We start from the raw sequence: 17,345 nt of genomic DNA, 5'->3' as shown, positions 1-17,345 counted from the left end.
GGATATTGCCCGCCGGCCCCGGTTCGTCGTGGAGAACAGGATATGGATTGGCTTTTCAAATTTCCGACCATGAATGACGATGCCCTGCGTGCGCTGAAGAAAGTGATCGACGAGGGGTTTCGGGGTTTCACCAGAGCCTATGGCGGCACGATAGAGGGGCTGTTCACACCGCTCCAGAGCTTCCTCATCTGGGCGGAAAGGCTTTTGATCGGCACCCCCTGGCCGGTCGTTATTCTTATTGTCGGCGTACTCGCCTGGTTTGCCAGCCGCAGCGCCACCATTGTTGGACTATGTTGCGGTATTCTCTTTGCCATCGGCTGGTTCGGCATGTGGGAAGACACGATGAAGACGATCTCGATGATCTTCGTCTGCGCCGTGCTCTCGATCGTGATCGGTTTGCCGATTGGCATCGCCATGGCGCGGTCCAACCGCCTGCAGAGTATCGTGAACCCCGTTCTCGACGTCATGCAGACGATGCCGAGTTTCGTCTATCTCATTCCCGTCGTCATGCTGCTCGGCATCGGCCGGGTCCCGGGCGTCATCGCCGTGGTGATCTACGCCATTCCTCCGATGATCCGGCTTACCAATCTCGGCATCCGCATGGTTGACCGGGACGTGCTGGAAGCGGCAGACGCTTACGGTTCCTCGAAGCGCCAGAAGCTTTTCAAGGTGCAGCTACCGCTTGCACTCCCCACCATCATGGCAGGCATCAACCAGACAATCATGATGGCGCTCGCCATGGTCGTCATCGCCTCCATGATCGGTGTTCAGGGCCTTGGCCAGCCGGTTCTGAAGGCCATCGCCAACCAGTATTTCACGCTCGGTGTGTTCAACGGCCTGGCAATCGTCGGCATCGCCATCATCTTCGACCGCATCAGCCAGGCCTACGGCCTTCGCCTGCAAAAACACCGGGAAGTGGCGCATGGCTAGTCAATCGATCGAAATCCGCAGCCTTTACAAGATTTTCGGCTCCAAGGCGGAGAATTACATCGACGCCGTGAAGGGCGGCATGTCCAAGGCGGAACTGAACGCCAAGCACGGCCACGTGCTCGGCCTCAGCGACATCAACATCACCATGCCGGGCGGGCAGATCACCGTGATCATGGGCCTTTCCGGCTCGGGAAAATCGACGCTGATCCGCCACGTCAACCGCCTGATCGACCCGACAGCGGGAGAAATCCTTTATGGCGGAACGGATGTCTGTCGCCTCAACGAAGCGGAACTTCTGGAATTCCGCCGCCACAAGACGGCGATGGTATTCCAGAAATTCGGCCTGCTGCCGCACCGCAACGTGCTGCAAAACGTCGTCTATGGCCTTGAGGTGCAGGGCGTCGACAAGGGAGAGCGTGAAGAAAAAGCCGACGTCTGGATCAAGCGGGTGGGGCTGGAAGGCTTTTCGAGCCATTATCCGAACCAGCTTTCAGGCGGCATGCAGCAGCGCGTGGGTCTCGCCCGCGCGCTGACCAACAACGCCGAAATCCTGCTGATGGACGAGGCCTATTCGGCACTTGATCCACTCATCCGCGTCGACATGCAGACAGTGCTGCTGGAATTGCAGAAAGAGCTGAAGAAAACCGTCGTCTTCATCACCCACGATCTGGATGAGGCCCTTCGGCTGGGAGACAAGATCGCCATTCTGCGCGACGGCGAGATCATCCAGCAGGGTACGGCCGCCGAAATTGTCATGAGTCCGGCAGACAGCTATATCGAAGCCTTCGTGGAAGAGGTCAATCGTGGCCGGGTCATTCGTCTCGGCGCAATCGTCCAGCCGGAGTTTTCCGGCCAGTCGCGTCTTCAGCTCGATGCGGACATGACCGTCGAGGAAGGCTTGCGCGCGCTCGTCAGGGAGGATGTCGGCAGTGCCGTCATCATCGGCGAAAACGGCAAGTCACTCGGCTCCGTCACCACGGATGCCATCATGCGCTGCCTCGTCAGGACCACGCCAAGCGCGGAAAAAAAACTGGCCGAGGCCGGTTAGGCCAAGCCGTCGAGCCATTTGGTCATGCCCCTAGCGGCGGCCTTGCCAGTGGCAAAACAGGCGGTCAGCAGATAACCGCCGGTCGGCGCCTCCCAGTCCAGCATTTCCCCGGCAGCAAAAATGCCGGGGAGTTTTTTCAGCATGTAGTTCTCATCGATACCTTGCCAGTCAACGCCCCCAGCCGATGAAATCGCCTCGGCAATCGGTCTCGTCCGTGCAAGCGGTATCTCCGCATGTTTGATCCTTGCAGCGACCAGATCATCCGGCATCGCCGAGATATCGTGAAAGATTTCCCGCAGAAGTCCGACCTTGACGGCGGAGAGGCCCACGGCCTTCCGCAACCGGTTTGCAAAACTCTCCTTGCGGCCAAGCTTTGCCAGATCCCGGCCAAGGCGCTCCACGGTACGTCCCGGCGCCAGATCGACAGCGAGTGTCGCCTTCCCCGTGTGTTCCAGCTGGTCGCGAAGTGCGGCGGAATGGGCATAGATGACGCTGCCCTCAATGCCGTGCTGCGTCACCACGAACTCGCCCTGAAACGCCCCGGCCGGGGAAATGGTGGTGACGGATTTCAACGCCTCACCGGCAAAACGCTGCCGGAAGACATCGCTCCAATCGACATCAAAGCCACAATTGGCGGGGCGGAAAGGATTAAGCTCCACGCCTTCAGCCGCGAGTGCAGGCACCCATGCCGCATCCGAACCCAGACGCGGCCAGCTTGCGCCGCCGAGCGCCAGAAGAACGGCGTCGGCCTTCATGAAGACATCGCCCTCCGGTGTCGCGAAAACCAGCCCGTCTGCGGAAAAACCCATCCAGCGATGCCGCGTCTTGATGATCACGCCGTGCGCCTCCAGCCGGGCAAGCCATGCCCGCAACAGCGGCGAGGCCTTCATGGCGGTCGGAAACACCCGGCCCGACGTGCCGACGAAGGTCTCCTGCCCCAGACCTTGCGCCCAGTGACGCAGCGCGCCGGGCGTGAAATCATCGAGGGCGGCGCGCAGCTTTTGCTCCGCGTCGCCAAAACGGTGGAGGAAAATGTCGTAGTCTTCGGCATGGGTGATGTTGAGACCGGATTTTCCGGCCATCAGCAATTTGCGCGCGACGGTCGGCATGGCCTCGAACACCGTTACGGCATGGCCAGCCGCAGACAGCACTTCGGCCGCCATCAGGCCCGCTGGCCCGCCGCCGACAATCGCGACCTGCCTTGCCTTCTTCAAAACCCGCTCCATCGCATCTTCGCCATTGTGGCCTTATACCGATTTCCGCGCGCGAATATATGCGATATTGAAACGCGCATGTTCACGCTCGACCGACCCGTCACCTTTTCGCAGGATATCAAGAAAAGCCGCTTCATTGCCTTTGCAGCACCTGTCACTGGCGAGGAGGATGCGAAAAGCTTCCTTGCGGCGCATTCTGACTTCGACGCAAACCACAATTGCTGGGCATGGCGAACCGGCCAGACCTATCGTTTCAGTGACGACGGCGAGCCCTCCGGCACGGCGGGAAAGCCAATCCTTCAGGCTATCGACGGTCAGGCGCTGGACAATGTCGCGGTCCTCGTCATCCGCTGGTTCGGCGGCATTCTGCTCGGCAGCGGCGGCCTCATGCGCGCCTATGGCGGCACGGCGGCGGCCTGCCTTCGGCTTGGCGAGACGTCACCGGTCATCGCCTATGTCAGCGCGACCTTGAGCTGCCCCTTCTCCGATCTGGCCCTGGTAAAATCGCGCCTCGCCGCCACGCAAAACCTGCGAGTGGAAAAGGAGGACTTCACCGGCACCGGCGCGGATATGCAGCTTTCGGTTCCCGTAGAGGAAGCCGAGCGTCTAACACGGCTCATCAGCGATCTGACCAGTGGTCGCGTCAATCTTCATATTCCGGACTAATCATATTGCGGGGCAGGCATCTGGCCCCATGCCCGATTTGTGCTAAGGAAGCGCAATGTCACTTGTGCTGTCCAACCCCGTCTATAATCCGCCGCTCGAACCGTGGCTCACCATCGTGCACCGGGATGACGATCTACTGGTGCTGGACAAGCCGAGCGGACTTCTTTCGGTGCCGGGACGCGATCCCGCGCTCTCCGACAGTCTTTTGACGCGCGTGCAGAAACAGTTTCCAAAAGCACTGATGATCAACCGGCTGGACAAGGATACATCAGGCATCGTGTTGATGTCCCTGAACCGCAAGGCGCACGCGGCCGTCGCCGCCCAGTTCGAGAACCGCCAGACCCGCAAATCCTATGTCGCCGTCGTCTGGGGTGAAGTCGAGGGTGAAGAGGGCAAGGTGGACCTGCCACTCGCGATCGACCCCGAAAACAAGCCCCGCCACCGGGTGGACCACGACCATGGCAAGCCGGCGCAAAGCCTTTGGCGCGTGCTGGAAAGATTGCCGCTTCCCGCTACGAGGCTCGCACTTGCCCCTCTCACCGGCCGCACCCATCAATTGCGGGTGCATATGAAGGCTCTCGGCCACCCTATCCTTGGCGATGAATTTTATGCAGAAGGTGAAGCGCTCGCCGCCGCGCCGCGTCTTATGCTGCATGCCGAGGCGGTGGGCTTTCGTCACCCGGATGGCCGCGACGTCACCTATACCGTGCCCTGCCCCTTCTGAGGCCTGCGATGAAAGAACAAGACGAAAGCTTCGTGGTGGATTTTGTTGGCGGTGCGGTCGGTCACCGTTTCCGCTCCGGCGAGGGGCGCGGACAGGCTCTGCCGAAGGCCGCGGGCTTCACCAAAGGCCGCACGCCAAAAATCGTCGATGCCACGGCAGGGCTCGGGCGCGACGCCTTTCTGTTGGCGTCACTCGGAGCCGAAGTTACGCTGATAGAGCGTTCACCCGGTATGCACGCCCACCTTGCTGACGGCATTCGCCGCGCATTGGAGGCGGGTGGAGCCTATGCCGAGGCTGCCTCCCGCATGACGCTGCTGCAGGGCGATTCCCGGCTTCTGCTGAAAGAACTTTCACCGGAGGTGGTGATCGTCGATCCCATGCATCCGCCGCGCCACAACTCGGCGCTGGTGAAAAAGGAAATGCGGGTGCTGCGGGAACTGGTGGGATCCGATCCCGATCAGGTAGAGCTGATGGAGGCTGCGCTTGAACATGCGACAAAGCGGGTGGTTCTAAAATGGCCTCTGCGCGCCGAACCTATGCCCGGCATTCGCAAGCCTTCGCACCAGATAGTGGGAAAGAACACCCGATATGATGTCTTCATGATTTTCGGAAAATCTCTAGATCCGGAGGAATGATCAGCGGAAGTTCGGCTTGCGCTGAGCGTTCATCAAAAGCTCGTGCCGGGATGCGAATTCTCCGAACAGCCTTCTCAACCGTGTCTCCTCGGCCTTGTCCAGCCGGTAACGGCGGCAAAACTCCGCAACATTGAGAATTGGCTTGGCTCTGTTCCCGTCTATGTTCTTATTGTCGATGATCTGCATGGCGGCGCCCTCCGTGTAACCAGGGTGAAAACGTAGGCGCGGGTTTGCGGTTCCCTGTAAGTTTACATGGATGAAAAAAGAGGATGCCGCCCGTACACGGCCTCATCAAGTTTTCTTGAAACTATCGCAAGAAACGAATTCCTCCCCAAATGGTTCTCTGCCTGATGCAGACAAAGGAAGGGAGACCCATGTTCCGCAACAACCGATTTCTGAGTTCGACGATGCTATTCGCGCTGCTGGCCGTACCACTTGCCAGCGCCGCCCACGCACAGACCGCCCCGGCAGTCGAGACGAAACGGCCCAATGCGCCGGATCAGAAACCGGCTTTCGAGGGTCAGACCCGTGCGCCGCAAGCCGCCACTCAGCCGGATGTCGAAAAAACCGTCATTGCCGAGGACCTACCGCATATCTGGTCGATGGAATTCCTGCCCGATGGCCGCATGATCGTGGCGGCCAAGGAAGGCGCAATTCACATCGTCGCAGACGGCAAAGCTGGCCCAGCGATCGAAGGCGTGCCGGAGGTGGCGTCCGACGGACAGGGCGGTCTGCTCGACATCGCGCTGGCTCCCGATTTCGAAACCTCCCGTAAAATCTTCTTCTCTTTTTCCGAGCCCCGGGATGGCGGCAACGGCACCTCCGTCGCATCGGCCAAGTTGACCGAAGAGGGTGGAGCAGCAAAACTGGAAGATGTCTCGGTGATCTTCCGCCAGATGCCGACCTATGATGGCGATAAGCATTTCGGCTCCCGCCTCGTCTTCGGCCAGAACAACGAGCTCTACGTCACCGTCGGTGAACGTTCAGACGCAACGCCGCGTGTGCAGGCGCAGGACCTGTCGAGCGGGCTTGGCAAGGTCTTCCGCATTGATGCCGAAGGCAAGGCCTTCGAGGGCAACCCCTTCGCCGGCCAGCAGAACGCCCTCCCCGAGATATGGAGCTATGGCCACCGTAACCTCCAGTCGGCAGCACTGGATGGACAGGGCAGGCTCTGGACAGTGGAACATGGCCCGAAAGGCGGCGATGAGATGAACCTGCCGAAGGCGGGCCTCAATTATGGCTGGCCGGTCATCACCTACGGTGTCGAATATAGCGGTCGGTCCGTTGGCGAAGGTGCCACCGCCAAGGAAGGCATGGAACAGCCGGTTTATTATTGGGACCCCGTCATCGGCCCGTCCGGCATGGCCTTTTACGACGCCGACCAGATTTCCGAGTGGAAGGGAGCCTTCATCGTAGGCGGTCTGGTGAGCCAGGGCCTCGTCATCCTGCACATTGACGGAGACAAGGTTGCGACGGAAAGCCGATTGCCGCTGGAAGCGCGCATTCGTGATGTGAAAGTGGGTCCGGATGGCGCCGTCTATGCCGTGACCGAAGAGCGCGGCGGCGGCAACTCGCAAATTTTGCGGATCGCCAAGGCCGGCTGAGAAAGTCATGACCGGAACAGCAGGCCGCCGGAACGAAGGCGGCCTGTTTCTCGTTTCCTGCAACCTTAAACCTGCCGGAAAAAACGATGCCACAACCGCCCACCCGCCTTCTTGCCAAAATCGGACTTGCCTATGTCAACGATCAGGAGCCGGGCATAGCCCGAGAAAGGCGCGGGCGCGGTTTTTGTTACCGGTTGCCGGGCGGCGAACTTCTGTCCGATAACGTGGAGTTGAAGCGCATCAAATCGCTCGGTGTCCCGCCTGCCTACAAAGATGTCTGGATATGCATCGACCCATCCGGGCATTTGCAGGCAACGGGCTTTGATGCGCGCGGGCGAAAGCAATATCGTTACCATCCCGACTGGCACGCATTGCGCGGTGAGACGAAGTTCTTTCAGCTGAAAAGCTTCGGCAAGGCGCTGCCTGCCATCCGGCGACGCGCCATGGCTGACATTGCAAAACAGGATCACGGTCAGGACATGACACTGGCGGCCCTGACGCTGCTTCTCGATGCCGCCTATCTACGCGTCGGCAACCGTTCTTATCTCGAAACCAACGGTACCTATGGCGCAACCACATTGCTCAAGCGCCACGTGTCCTTCGGCGAGACAATCGAACTGCGCTTTGCAGCCAAGGGCGGGCAGAAGGTGAAGCGGCAATTGCGCCACCCGCGCCTTCAAAAAATCCTCGAGGAAATCGCCGATCTGCCCGGCAAGGAGCTGTTTGTCTGGCAGGACAGTGAAAACCGGGTTCACTCCGTCGATTCAAGCGATCTCAACGCCTATCTTTCCCGCGTCGGCGGACAAGGCATTTCCGCCAAGACTTTCCGTACCTGGGGCGGAACACTTGCGGCCTTCTGTCATGCGATGGAACATGTGGCTGCGGGTGAAAAACCCAGCATCAAGGGTATGTGTCAGGCAGCGGCGACGGAACTGTCCAACACACCCGCCATTTGCCGCAAGAGCTACGTACATCCCGCCGTTCTCGATATAGCAACGGAGGAGAAGGCGCAGAAGAAGCTTGGCCGTATTCTGAAGGTTGGCGCAAAGCCGGTCTCGGGCCTCAGGGCCGATGAAAGACGTCTGCTTGCCTTCCTGCCGTGATAATCAGCGGCCAGTCGCCCATTCGCCCAATTCCCGCTCGGCCCTTTCGAGCGCGCTGTAATTCAACAGCTTGCGCAGGAAAGCGACGGTGACGGCGCGGGTTCGAAGATTATAACGGCCTTCCGCCTCGTCATCACCGGCCGCCTGATGGACGTTCAGCTTTTCGTAGAGGCTTTGAAGCCGGTTCTGCACGCTGCGCAACGAAAGGTTACGGCGGCGAGCAATCGCCTTGTCCGTCAGGCCCAGCGCAACATCAACAAGGATTTCATATTCGGAATCGGTGAAGCCATGCGCCTTGCCAAGGCTTTTTTCCTGTAGGCCGCGCACTTCCCGATCGATCACGCATTGCGCCTCGATGAAGATGCTGCGCAACGCCAGCCTCAACCGGTCGTCAGATGCTGATTTCAGCACGTAGCCATAGGCAGCACCTTCGGGCACGATGCGGGAAACGCCGCGCACATAGGCCTCGTCGGAATAGTTGGACCAGAACAGGATGCGGGTGTCCGGCCGCTCCTTCCAGATGGTGCGCGCCGCCTCTATGCCGTTGCGCTCGTTCATCTGCAAATCCATGACGATATGGGCGGCGCGGTTTTCCCGCGCCAGCTTTTCGCCGGTTCTGCCGTTTGCCGCCTCCAGCACCTTGTCGCATTCCGGCAGGGCGGCTCTCACCGCCTCGTTCAGATAGGCGCGGTGTAGCGCATCGTCCTCAACGATCAGCACATCCATGTCATATTTCCTCCCGCCGGTCGAAAGCGCCTTCCGGCAACGTCACGGTAATGCGGGTTCCAGCGTCTTTGCCATTGCCACCAATATCGAATCTGGCTGAAATCAGCCGTGCCCGCGTTTTCATGTTGCCGATGCCTAGTCCACCAGAGACAGCCCCCTCGCCACGGCCGCTACCGTCATCGCTCACGGTCACCCGCAACCCGCCATCCGTTAACGACAGTGTCACCGCAATCGTTTCCGGCTGCGCGTGACGGATGGCGTTGTTGACCGCCTCCTGCACGATGCGGAACAGCGAAATGGCAACGGTCTTATCGAGTGTCTCAACAAGCCCGTCCGTCTCGTCCGTAACCGACCAGTCGATAGAAGAGCCGCTGTCGCGCACGGAGCGATCCACATAGGTCTCGATGGCCTGCACGACGCCGAACAATTGCAGGATGGAGGGTTTCGCCTCCTCAATGATCTCGCGCAGATCCTGCATGCAGTGCTGCAGGCTGCGCACCACCGGTTCCAGCATCTCGCCCGACACGTCCGGTGCGTGGCTCATCCGCTCGATGCGCCGTGCAAGCCGCGTCAGGTCCGCCAGCGTCTGGTCGTGCAAATCCATGCCGATCCGCTGTCGCTCGGCCTCCAGCGCTTCGGTCAATTGCAGGGCACCCAGCCGCAACCCCTCCTCGCGGGCATTGGCGCGCGCCTCCTCGATCGCAGACCGTTTGGCCTGTTCGGCGGCGCGGATGGCGTAAAAATAGGGCGCCAGCAAATCCGCAACCGCGCGGGCATTGGCGACATCCTCCATCGTATAGGCATCCGACTGGTGCGAGGAGCAACTGAGCGCGCCGATAATGTCGCCATGCACCTTCATCGGCACGTGCAGGCGGCTATGCAGATCAAGCTCGATGATCGGGCTGGAAAATGCGCCTTCGAAATGGAAGCGCGGATCGACGCAGGCATCGCCGCTCAAAAGATATTCCACCTCGCCCGAGAGCACGGAACGGATGGGACTGCCGGACAGAAGGGCGGGCGGCTGGCGGCTCCAGGCGCTTGCCAGACCGCTTTCATAGGCGATGTGAAATTTGTCATCCAGCTGCTTGATGCAGACATCCATGTGGACGTGAGGAATGATATGGGTGATTTCGGTGGCGACCGCCTGAATGATGGCGTTGAATTCGAGCTGCCCGGCGAGCAGCCGCGAAATGCCCATGTAGTGATGGAAAAGAGCGCTTTTCGGCGTATCCAGCATGTGCGGACACCCTCCCAAGCGCCTGCCTTGTCAACTTGTGGCGGCGCGACCTGCCCCGTATCGGCTATTCTGCGCCCGGCGGTGGCGTTTCGTCCTGCGGGTTCCCGCATCGTTTCTGCGGAAACCCGCAGGAAGATTGCCGTTATCCGCCTGTACAAGCCAAACCTTCTTGGTCATTCTCGCTTTTACTGGGGAAAGGAGCTCCAGTGCAAAGGAATTCCGCCTGCCGCCTAGGAGATTTGCGGGAAAGCGGGTTCCGAGCTCAAAAAGGGCAAGCCACCAGGGAGGAAAATCAATGGCTTTCAGAAAGATGCTTCTGGCATCGGCCGCTGTCGCATGCGCAGCTTTGCCGATCACCGCTCACGCCGATACCTCGGCTAAAAAAATCGCGCTTTCGAACAATTACGCGGGCAATTCCTGGCGTCAGGCAATGCTGACGAGCTGGGACAAAATCACCAAGCAGGCAGTTGCAGACAAGCAGGTCGCTGCCGCTGACGCCTTCACGACAGCCGAAAATCAGGCGACCGAACAGGCGGCGCAGATCCAGAACCTCATTCTTCAGGGTTACGACGCCATCGTCATCAACGCCGCCTCGCCCACCGCTCTTAACGGTGCTGTCAAGGAAGCCTGTGACGCCGGCATTACCGTCGTCTCGTTCGATGGCATCGTCACCGAGCCTTGCGCCTGGCGTATCGCCGTGGATTTCAAGGCGATGGGCGCAAGCCAGATCGACTATCTCGCCAAGGCGATGCCGAAGGGTGGCAACCTGCTCGAAATCCGCGGCCTCGCGGGCGTTTCGGTGGACGATGAAATCCATGCCGGCATCGTCGACGCCGTCGCCAAGAACCCGCAGTTCAAGATTGTCGGTTCGGTCAATGGCGACTGGGCGCAGGACGTCGCACAGCGCGCTGTCGCCGGCATTCTGCCGAGCCTTCCCGAAGTTGCGGCAGTCGTGACGCAGGGCGGTGACGGTTACGGTGCAGCACAGGCTTTTGCCGCCGCCAAGCGCCCGACACCCACCATCGTCATGGGCAACCGCGAAGACGAGTTGCAATGGTGGAAGCAGCAGAAGGATGCCAGCGGCTACGAGACCATGTCGGTCTCCATCGCCCCCGGCGTTTCCACGCTCGCTTTCTGGGTGGCGCAGCAAATCCTCGACGGCAAGGATGTCAAAAAGGATTTGACCGTACCTTTCCTGCGCATCGATCAGGGCAATCTTGAGGAAAACCTCAAGAACACCCAGAAGGGCGGCGTCGCGAATGTGGAATATTCACAGGAAGACGCCCAGAAGGCCATCGCCTCCGCCAAATAGGCCGGATGATTTCCGGACACAAGCGATTGCGGCGCTCCCTGAACGGGCGCCGCAACTGCCACCTATATTATCCAAGTTTCAGATCACTGGCGTGAATGCTCATGAATGACATCATCGAGGCGGAAGAAGTCGTTGCCGCGCGCGGCGTGAAGGTCGTGTTCGGCGCGGTAAGGGCGCTTGATGGGGCCGATCTCGTCATCCGTTCGGGCGAATGCCTGGGGCTCGTCGGCCATAACGGTGCGGGAAAATCCACCATCGTCAACGTCATCAATGGCGGGCTGACGCCGCATGAGGGGTCCATTTCCTATCGCGGCGAACAAGGCCGTCAAGGCATCGCGGCAGCACGCGCCAGCGGCGTTCGCTGCGTGTTTCAGGAATTGTCGCTCTGCCCGAACCTGACGATCAGCGAAAACGTCCGCATCATGCATGCCGCGATGAACGGGCGGAACTGGCGCGGACGTGCCCTCACCATGATCCGGCATACGCTGGACGAGATTTTTCCCGGCCACGGTATCGATTGCGAGTTGACGATCGCGGAACTCTCCATCGCCGAGCGGCAGATGGTAGAAATCGCCATCAATTTCTGTCGAACCCCGGATGCGCCGAGACTGGTGATCCTCGATGAACCGACTTCCTCGCTCGATGCCGGTCTTGCGGAACAATTGATGGATTATGTTCGCAGTTTCGTGCGCACCGGCGGCTCCGTGCTGCTGATCTCGCATATTCTCGGCGAGATTCTGTCGACGGCAACCCGCATCGTGGTGATGAAGGACGGCCAAGTGGTCGCTGATCGGGCAGCGGGCGAGTTCACGACGCGCACGCTGGTGGAAGCCATGGGCAGCGTCGTCAAGGAACAGGACAGGCAAAAGGGCGAAAACCGCAAGGCGGGAGAGAAGGTGCTTTCGATGCCGGCGCGCCGGGGCGAAGGCCTCGCCTTCGAGGCTTTCCGCGGTGAAATCATCGGCCTTGCCGGTCTCGGCGGCCACGGCCAGACCGAAGCGCTACTCGATCTCTACCTTGCCCGCAACAGCAGCTGGCTGCCCGCGCGCAAGACCGACATCGCCTTCGTGGCGGGTGATCGCAGTCTGAACGGCACCTTCCCGCTGTGGAGCATCCTCAAAAACCTTTCCATCGCCTCGCTGCGGGATATTTCATCCGCCGGCATGGTGGACAGGGGCAAGGAAACCGAGCTTGGCGCGCAGTGGAAAAAGCGCATCGAAATCCGCACGCCCGACATGGGCAACAAAATCCTTTCGCTCTCCGGCGGCAACCAGCAGAAGGTGCTTTTCGCCCGCGCGCTCGCCACCACGGCCAGCACCGTGCTGATGGACGACCCGATGCGTGGCGTCGATATCGGCACCAAACAGGAGGTCTACGATATCTTGAGAACCGAAGCCTCCCACGGCCGCACCTTCATCTGGTACTCCACCGAGATGGATGAAATCCGCCTTTGCGACCGGGTCTATGTTTTCCGCGACGGCGCCATTCAGGCGGAACTGGTGGGAGAGGACATCACCGAACAGAATGTGCTGGCCGCTTCCTTTTCCGGAGAGGACCACGCATGAAACTCTCCGCCAGTGCCCTTCGTCTCATCATTCCCGCCGCCTCGCTCGCCTTCCTGCTCGCCGCCGTCTTTTACATGCAGCCGCGCGCCATGAGCTATAACGGACTCAACTTGCTGTTCAATCTGGCGGTGCCGATTGCACTTGCCACCATTGCGCAGATGCTGATCATGTCCGTCAACGATCTCGATCTGTCGATGGGTACCTTCGTCAGTTTCTGCGCCTGCGTCACCGCCACCTTCCTGCAAACGACGCCACTGCTCGGTATCGCGATCTTCGCCGGTGCGATTGCGGTTTATGCGATGCTGGGCGCCATCATCCACATCCGCGCCCTGCCCTCAATCGTCGTCACGCTTGGCATGAGCTTTGTCTGGGGCGGCCTTGCCGTCCTCATCCTCCCCTCACCCGGCGGCCAGGCGCCAGCCTTCATCCGGGCGCTGATGACGGCAAAACCGCCGCTCGTGCCAATTGCCATCGTTGCCAGCATCGTGATTGCGGTCGTTGCCCACTACATCGTCATGCGCTCCTCCTTCGGCGTGCTGATGCGCGGCGTCGGCGGTAACTTCCGCTCCGTCGAGCGCTCCGGCTGGTCGGTCATCGGCATACGTGCTGCCACCTTCGCGCTGGCCGGTTTCTTCGCGGTGTTGTCGGGCATAGCGCTCGTCGGGCTGACGACATCGGCAGATGCCAATATCGCGCTTCGCTACACGCTGTTGTCGATTGCCGGCGTTATTCTGGGCGGCGGCGAATTCGTCGGCGGTCGGGTCTCGCCCATCGGTGCTGTCATCGGCGCGCTGACGCTCACCCTCGCCGGCTCGTTCCTGTCCTTCATGCGCATTTCGCCGGACTGGCAGATCGGCGCGCAAGGGGCGATCCTCATCATCGTGCTGGCGCTCCGTATCCTGCTCAACCGTCTCGAAAAGCGGGAGAAAAACCAATGAACGGGCTTTCGTCTCTCTCGAAAAAACCATGGATATGGTCGTTCGCCGCAACGGCTGCGGTCTGGATCGTTACCGTCATGTTCACCGGCGGCGCCAGCTCCTTCGGCCTGTCGCACGCAGCGCTGACCTTCGCAGCCTTTTCCGTGATCGTCGGCATCGGCCAGATGTTCGTCATCACGCTCGGGCCTGGTAATATCGACCTCTGCGTTCCCGCCACGATGACGCTATCAGGCACACTGGCGCTCAAATTCATGGATGTGTCCGATGGTCTCATCCTGCCGGGATTGCTGATCGCCATCCTGATCGGCATCGCCATCGGCATCGGCAACTATACGTTGATCAAGCTTCTGCGCATCCCACCGATCATCGCGACGCTTTCGATGAGCTTCATCGTGCAGTCCATCGCCATCTGGTCCAACCGCGGCCTGCGGATCAAGCCGCCGGAAACACTGGCCACCTTTGCCACGTCGAGCTCTCTCGGCATTCCGAATGTTGCCCTCGTCGCCCTTGTCCTCTCGGTCATCGCCTGGCTGCTGCTCGACCGCACCTTTTACGGACGCTGGATTTCCGCCATCGGCCAGAGCACTTTCGCCGCCCGCATGACCGGCATTCCAGTGGATGGAGCACGCTTCGTCACCTATGTGCTCTGCGCGGTACTGGCGGCGATCGCGGGTTATCTGCTCGCCAGCTTCTCCGGCGGCGCAGCACTCAACATGGGATCGGAATATCTGCTGATGTCCATCGCGGTGGTGGTGATCGGCGGCACGGCGGTTGCGGGCGGCGATTCCAACGTACCCGGTATCTGGGGCGCTTCGCTGTTCATGTTCCTGGTGGTCTCGATGCTGAACACCTATGGTTTCGGCGCGGGCATCCGCCTCATCCTCACCGGCCTCATCATCATTTCCGTGATTCTTCTGGCAAGCGGCCCCAAGGCCACACGCTGAACCCCGAACGAAAAGCCCTCAAGCGGACCACGCTCATGACCACAGACAATGCCTCCCCTTACGAAATTCACGATGAACGCTTCCGCCTTCTGATTGTCGGCAATGCGGAACTGGAAGAGCTTTATTCCGGCTGCCGCTGGGCGGAAGGCCCGGTGTGGTTTTCCGATTTGAACTGCCTGCTGTTCAGCGACATTCCCAATGAGCGCATGCTGCGCTGGGTGCCGGATGGCGGGATTTCGGTATTCCGCCAACCCTCCAACTTCACCAATGGCAATACGCGCGACCGGCAGGGACGGCTGGTTTCCTGCGAACATGGCGGCCGTCGCGTCACCCGCACCGAAGTCGACGGCTCGATCACCGTTCTTGCCGACAGCTACGGCGGCAAGCGGCTGAACTCACCTAATGACGTGGTGGTGAAATCCGATGGCAGCGTCTGGTTCACCGACCCCACTTACGGCATTCTTTCCGATTATGAGGGCTACAAGGCGGAACCCGAACAGAAGACGCGCAATGTTTACCGGCTCGATCCCGCAACCGGTGAAATCAAGATCGCCATCGATGACTTCGTGCAGCCAAACGGTCTGGCTTTCTCGCCTGATGAAACCAAGCTCTATGTCGCAGACAGTTCCTACAGCCATGATGTATCCCGCCCACGCCATATCCGCGTTTTCGATGTCGTGGACGGCGTGAAGCTCACAAACGGCCGGGAATTCTGCAATCTCGACAATGGCTTGCCTGATGGATTCCGTCTGGATACAGCGGGCAATCTCTGGACCAGTGCCGGCGATGGCGTGCACTGCTTTTCGCCTGACGGTACGCTGCTTGGCAAGATCAAGGTGCCGCAGACGGTCGCAAACCTCACCTTCGGCGGCCCGAAGAAAAACCGCCTGTTCATCACCGCAACGAAATCGCTCTATTCAGTCTACGTCGCCGCAACCGGCGCGCAGACGCCCTGATACGCTGGAAAAACCGGAGGGCATGTAGCAGACGGGAACTGGCAAGACGGCTTCGCTGCGCTATAAAAGCGGGATGAACGATGATTCCAGCCCCTTCCTGACCGACGACATGGCACTGGATGGCGAAACGCAGGCCATCGAACCCACCAGCCGCATGCTGTCATGGGCGCGCAATTCCGCTCTCTACCGGCTGGAACAGCGGATGATGACGGAAAAGCAGCTGCGCGATGCGATCACCCGCAAGGCGCGGGAAAAATTCGAGGATATCAGCCCCGCTCAGATAAAGGCGCTTGGCGAATTCGCCGTGACCTTCGCCTATGGCATCAAGGCGCTCGACGATACGGCTTATGCAGAAATTGCCGTGCGAAGTGGCCAGCGCAGCGGCAAGTCGAAGCGCGGGCTTGCGCAAAAACTTCAGATCAAGGGCATTGATCGGGAAACGGCCGCAGTCGCGCTGCAGGAAACCAACGATCTGGTGGCGGCCGTCATCTTTGCGCGCAAGCGCGCCTTCGGCCCCTTTCGCCGTGTCGAGCTTGATGAAAAACGCAAGTCGAAGGAATTTTCCGCATTCGCCCGCAACGGCTTCGGCTTCGAAATCGGCGCGAAGGTGATGGCGATGACGGTGGAAGAGGCAGAAGAGATCGTTTCGGAAGCACCGCTTTAAGGGTTATTGCGGCATCGGATGCGTTTTCAGATAGGCGATCAGATCGGCAATATCCGTTTCGCTCCACAGCCCGAAAAAGCGCATCGAGGTTCCAGGGATCGCCTTTTTTGGGCTCGAGATAAAACTTTGCAGCTCCTCCTCCGTCCACACCCGACCCGCGGCACCGGCATCCTTCAGCGCCTGCGAATAATGGCCGTAACCAGCTACGGAGGCTATCGGCCTGCCCACCACGCCCATCAGATGCGGTCCCATGCGGGTGCGCGGCGCATCGATGCTGTGGCAGGTGGAACAGCGGCTGAAAACTTTTTCCCCGTGCACCGCATCGCCTTCGGCCAATGCCGGCGCAGCAATACAGAGGAAAAAAGCCATTGAAGCCGGAAGCGTTCTGAATGCCGAGATCATCATGCCCCGCATAATACAACGCCCTCTCCGTCTGACAACGAAGAGGGCGTTTTTTTGACATGCGACAGAATGCCCGGCGTTATAAGCCGGGCAGTACGTCGATGATCAGTTCATCGCCGTGAGCGTCACAGACGTACCGGTTGCGGCGAGGTTGAGGCCGACCTGGCCCGTTACGCTGACCGTCTGAAGCTGGATGGAGCCCGAGGTGCCGCCGACGAGGATGTTGGTGCCAACGCCGAGACCAACGGTCACTTCAGCCGTGGCGCCCTGATAAAGGCCGCCGAGCGAACCACGGTGGTAACCCGCTGTCGGGGCGAAAACGGCCCAGACCAGACGGCCCTGCGTGGTGAAGCCAAGGTCAACGCCCATCTTGCGGATGGCGCCGGTGTAATGATCGGTGCGACGCGCGCCCATGGTGGACTGGAAGGTGCAATCCAGTTCCTTGGCCGAGCCGATTACGTAACCGACGCCACCGCCGATATCGCAGGTGAGGTAACCGATCTTGACGCCATTGCGTTCGTCCTGCTCCTGCGGAGCCGGCTCATATCTTGCAAGGTCGGCAGCGAGTGCGGACACGGTTCCACCGAGACCCATCGTCAATGCGGCAAAAGTTACGGCAACAGCCTTTTTCATCTGATTTTCTCCTGTTTTATTCCTACCCGCAGCAGCCCTTATTG

General features: G+C 60.1%; 19 protein-coding genes. 13 read left to right on the top strand and 6 right to left on the bottom strand.

The window, feature by feature from the left end; all coding sequences use genetic code 11:
• Nucleotides 1–42 precede the first annotated feature (42 nt).
• Together ACQZ63_RS23380 and ACQZ63_RS23375 are read left to right on the top strand one after the other, a co-directional pair.
• The gene (locus tag ACQZ63_RS23380) at nt 43–930 is read left to right on the top strand and encodes an ABC transporter permease (protein ID WP_004431720.1); all 888 of its coding nucleotides are present in this window, start codon (nt 43–45) and stop codon (nt 928–930) included.
• Entirely contained in the window at nt 923–1,978 is a 1,056-nt protein-coding gene (locus tag ACQZ63_RS23375) for a quaternary amine ABC transporter ATP-binding protein (RefSeq protein ID WP_019566551.1), read from the top strand. The genes ACQZ63_RS23380 and ACQZ63_RS23375 overlap by 8 nt, the downstream gene beginning before the upstream one ends.
• On the opposite strand, the gene ACQZ63_RS23370 is transcribed toward ACQZ63_RS23375, so the two are convergent.
• Nucleotides 1,975–3,204, bottom strand: coding sequence for a TIGR03862 family flavoprotein (locus tag ACQZ63_RS23370; protein WP_111804736.1), 1,230 nt, complete (start codon nt 3,202–3,204; stop codon nt 1,975–1,977). The genes ACQZ63_RS23375 and ACQZ63_RS23370 overlap by 4 nt on opposite strands.
• 66 nt (nt 3,205–3,270) lie before the next feature.
• Between ACQZ63_RS23370 and ACQZ63_RS23365 the strand changes: the two genes are divergently transcribed.
• Genes ACQZ63_RS23365 through ACQZ63_RS23355 form a run of 3 tightly spaced genes read left to right on the top strand, consistent with a single transcriptional unit; the run spans nt 3,271 to nt 5,217 of the window.
• Complete coding sequence (locus ACQZ63_RS23365) at nt 3,271–3,858, top strand: IMPACT family protein (protein ID WP_019566553.1); 588 nt, start codon at nt 3,271–3,273, stop codon at nt 3,856–3,858.
• Nucleotides 3,859–3,913: 55 nt separating this feature from the next.
• Complete coding sequence (locus ACQZ63_RS23360; RefSeq protein WP_111802040.1) at nt 3,914–4,582, top strand: pseudouridine synthase; 669 nt, start codon at nt 3,914–3,916, stop codon at nt 4,580–4,582.
• Nucleotides 4,583–4,590: 8 nt separating this feature from the next.
• The gene (locus ACQZ63_RS23355; protein WP_111802041.1) at nt 4,591–5,217 is read left to right on the top strand and encodes a class I SAM-dependent methyltransferase; all 627 of its coding nucleotides are present in this window, start codon (nt 4,591–4,593) and stop codon (nt 5,215–5,217) included.
• Here ACQZ63_RS23355 and ACQZ63_RS23350 read toward each other — a convergent pair whose 3' ends face one another.
• Nucleotides 5,218–5,403, bottom strand: a complete 186-nt coding sequence (locus ACQZ63_RS23350; protein ID WP_004431706.1) for a hypothetical protein — start codon at nt 5,401–5,403, stop codon at nt 5,218–5,220.
• A gap of 188 nt (nt 5,404–5,591) precedes the next feature.
• Between ACQZ63_RS23350 and ACQZ63_RS23345 the strand changes: the two genes are divergently transcribed.
• Both ACQZ63_RS23345 and ACQZ63_RS23340 read left to right on the top strand, forming a co-directional pair.
• Complete coding sequence (locus tag ACQZ63_RS23345; protein ID WP_333717453.1) at nt 5,592–6,821, top strand: PQQ-dependent sugar dehydrogenase; 1,230 nt, start codon at nt 5,592–5,594, stop codon at nt 6,819–6,821.
• 86 nt (nt 6,822–6,907) lie between these two features.
• Nucleotides 6,908–7,924, top strand: coding sequence for a DNA topoisomerase IB (locus ACQZ63_RS23340; RefSeq protein ID WP_060641902.1), 1,017 nt, complete (start codon nt 6,908–6,910; stop codon nt 7,922–7,924).
• Between the two features lie 3 nt (nt 7,925–7,927).
• Here the strand turns inward: ACQZ63_RS23340 and ACQZ63_RS23335 are convergent, their stop codons facing one another.
• Nucleotides 7,928–8,650, bottom strand: coding sequence for a response regulator transcription factor (locus ACQZ63_RS23335; RefSeq protein ID WP_004431697.1), 723 nt, complete (start codon nt 8,648–8,650; stop codon nt 7,928–7,930).
• A 1-nt stretch (nt 8,651) separates the two neighbouring features.
• Entirely contained in the window at nt 8,652–9,887 is a 1,236-nt protein-coding gene (locus tag ACQZ63_RS23330) for a GAF domain-containing sensor histidine kinase (protein WP_080849858.1), read from the bottom strand.
• Nucleotides 9,888–10,182: 295 nt separating this feature from the next.
• Between ACQZ63_RS23330 and ACQZ63_RS23325 the strand changes: the two genes are divergently transcribed.
• From ACQZ63_RS23325 to recX, 6 genes are all read left to right on the top strand, one after another.
• A complete protein-coding gene (locus tag ACQZ63_RS23325; protein ID WP_004431691.1) occupies nt 10,183–11,199 on the top strand; it encodes an ABC transporter substrate-binding protein in 1,017 nt (338 codons plus the stop codon).
• Between the two features lie 101 nt (nt 11,200–11,300).
• Entirely contained in the window at nt 11,301–12,764 is a 1,464-nt protein-coding gene (locus ACQZ63_RS23320; protein ID WP_111802076.1) for an ATP-binding cassette domain-containing protein, read from the top strand.
• On the top strand, nt 12,761–13,702 hold the full coding sequence (locus tag ACQZ63_RS23315) for an ABC transporter permease (protein ID WP_004431684.1): 942 nt from the start codon (nt 12,761–12,763) through the stop codon (nt 13,700–13,702). Before ACQZ63_RS23320 ends, ACQZ63_RS23315 begins: the two co-directional genes overlap by 4 nt.
• Nucleotides 13,699–14,646, top strand: a complete 948-nt coding sequence (locus ACQZ63_RS23310; protein ID WP_004431681.1) for an ABC transporter permease — start codon at nt 13,699–13,701, stop codon at nt 14,644–14,646. Before ACQZ63_RS23315 ends, ACQZ63_RS23310 begins: the two co-directional genes overlap by 4 nt.
• Nucleotides 14,647–14,681: 35 nt before the next feature.
• On the top strand, nt 14,682–15,602 hold the full coding sequence (locus tag ACQZ63_RS23305) for an SMP-30/gluconolactonase/LRE family protein (RefSeq protein ID WP_111802043.1): 921 nt from the start codon (nt 14,682–14,684) through the stop codon (nt 15,600–15,602).
• Between the two features lie 73 nt (nt 15,603–15,675).
• Nucleotides 15,676–16,266 (top strand): recombination regulator RecX, encoded by a 591-nt coding sequence (gene recX, locus ACQZ63_RS23300; RefSeq protein ID WP_013762039.1) that lies wholly within the window; start codon nt 15,676–15,678, stop codon nt 16,264–16,266.
• Between the two features lie 3 nt (nt 16,267–16,269).
• Here recX and ACQZ63_RS23295 read toward each other — a convergent pair whose 3' ends face one another.
• Both ACQZ63_RS23295 and ACQZ63_RS23290 read right to left on the bottom strand, forming a co-directional pair.
• Nucleotides 16,270–16,680, bottom strand: coding sequence for a c-type cytochrome (locus tag ACQZ63_RS23295; protein ID WP_004431671.1), 411 nt, complete (start codon nt 16,678–16,680; stop codon nt 16,270–16,272).
• 93 nt (nt 16,681–16,773) lie between these two features.
• On the bottom strand, nt 16,774–17,301 hold the full coding sequence (locus ACQZ63_RS23290) for a DUF992 domain-containing protein (protein WP_004431668.1): 528 nt from the start codon (nt 17,299–17,301) through the stop codon (nt 16,774–16,776).
• Nucleotides 17,302–17,345: the final 44 nt, after the last annotated feature.

Source organism: Agrobacterium sp. CG160-95 (assembly GCF_053521725.1).
Note: the sequence above shows the minus strand (reverse complement) of the source record. Positions and strands in the feature narration are given on the sequence as shown.

Bases quoted from the DNA above. Each gene is read 5' to 3' on its own strand.
- ACQZ63_RS23380 (WP_004431720.1), top strand. From the start codon at position 43: ATGGATTGGCTTTTCAAATTTCCGACCATGAATGACGATGCCCTGCGT.
- ACQZ63_RS23375 (WP_019566551.1), top strand. From the start codon at position 923: ATGGCTAGTCAATCGATCGAAATCCGCAGCCTTTACAAGATTTTCGGC.
- ACQZ63_RS23370 (WP_111804736.1), bottom strand. From the start codon at position 3,204: ATGGAGCGGGTTTTGAAGAAGGCAAGGCAGGTCGCGATTGTCGGCGGC.
- ACQZ63_RS23365 (WP_019566553.1), top strand. From the start codon at position 3,271: ATGTTCACGCTCGACCGACCCGTCACCTTTTCGCAGGATATCAAGAAA.
- ACQZ63_RS23360 (WP_111802040.1), top strand. From the start codon at position 3,914: ATGTCACTTGTGCTGTCCAACCCCGTCTATAATCCGCCGCTCGAACCG.
- ACQZ63_RS23355 (WP_111802041.1), top strand. From the start codon at position 4,591: ATGAAAGAACAAGACGAAAGCTTCGTGGTGGATTTTGTTGGCGGTGCG.
- ACQZ63_RS23350 (WP_004431706.1), bottom strand. From the start codon at position 5,403: ATGCAGATCATCGACAATAAGAACATAGACGGGAACAGAGCCAAGCCA.
- ACQZ63_RS23345 (WP_333717453.1), top strand. From the start codon at position 5,592: ATGTTCCGCAACAACCGATTTCTGAGTTCGACGATGCTATTCGCGCTG.
- ACQZ63_RS23340 (WP_060641902.1), top strand. From the start codon at position 6,908: ATGCCACAACCGCCCACCCGCCTTCTTGCCAAAATCGGACTTGCCTAT.
- ACQZ63_RS23335 (WP_004431697.1), bottom strand. From the start codon at position 8,650: ATGGATGTGCTGATCGTTGAGGACGATGCGCTACACCGCGCCTATCTG.
- ACQZ63_RS23330 (WP_080849858.1), bottom strand. From the start codon at position 9,887: ATGCTGGATACGCCGAAAAGCGCTCTTTTCCATCACTACATGGGCATT.
- ACQZ63_RS23325 (WP_004431691.1), top strand. From the start codon at position 10,183: ATGGCTTTCAGAAAGATGCTTCTGGCATCGGCCGCTGTCGCATGCGCA.
- ACQZ63_RS23320 (WP_111802076.1), top strand. From the start codon at position 11,301: ATGAATGACATCATCGAGGCGGAAGAAGTCGTTGCCGCGCGCGGCGTG.
- ACQZ63_RS23315 (WP_004431684.1), top strand. From the start codon at position 12,761: ATGAAACTCTCCGCCAGTGCCCTTCGTCTCATCATTCCCGCCGCCTCG.
- ACQZ63_RS23310 (WP_004431681.1), top strand. From the start codon at position 13,699: ATGAACGGGCTTTCGTCTCTCTCGAAAAAACCATGGATATGGTCGTTC.
- ACQZ63_RS23305 (WP_111802043.1), top strand. From the start codon at position 14,682: ATGACCACAGACAATGCCTCCCCTTACGAAATTCACGATGAACGCTTC.
- recX (WP_013762039.1), top strand. From the start codon at position 15,676: ATGAACGATGATTCCAGCCCCTTCCTGACCGACGACATGGCACTGGAT.
- ACQZ63_RS23295 (WP_004431671.1), bottom strand. From the start codon at position 16,680: ATGCGGGGCATGATGATCTCGGCATTCAGAACGCTTCCGGCTTCAATG.
- ACQZ63_RS23290 (WP_004431668.1), bottom strand. From the start codon at position 17,301: ATGAAAAAGGCTGTTGCCGTAACTTTTGCCGCATTGACGATGGGTCTC.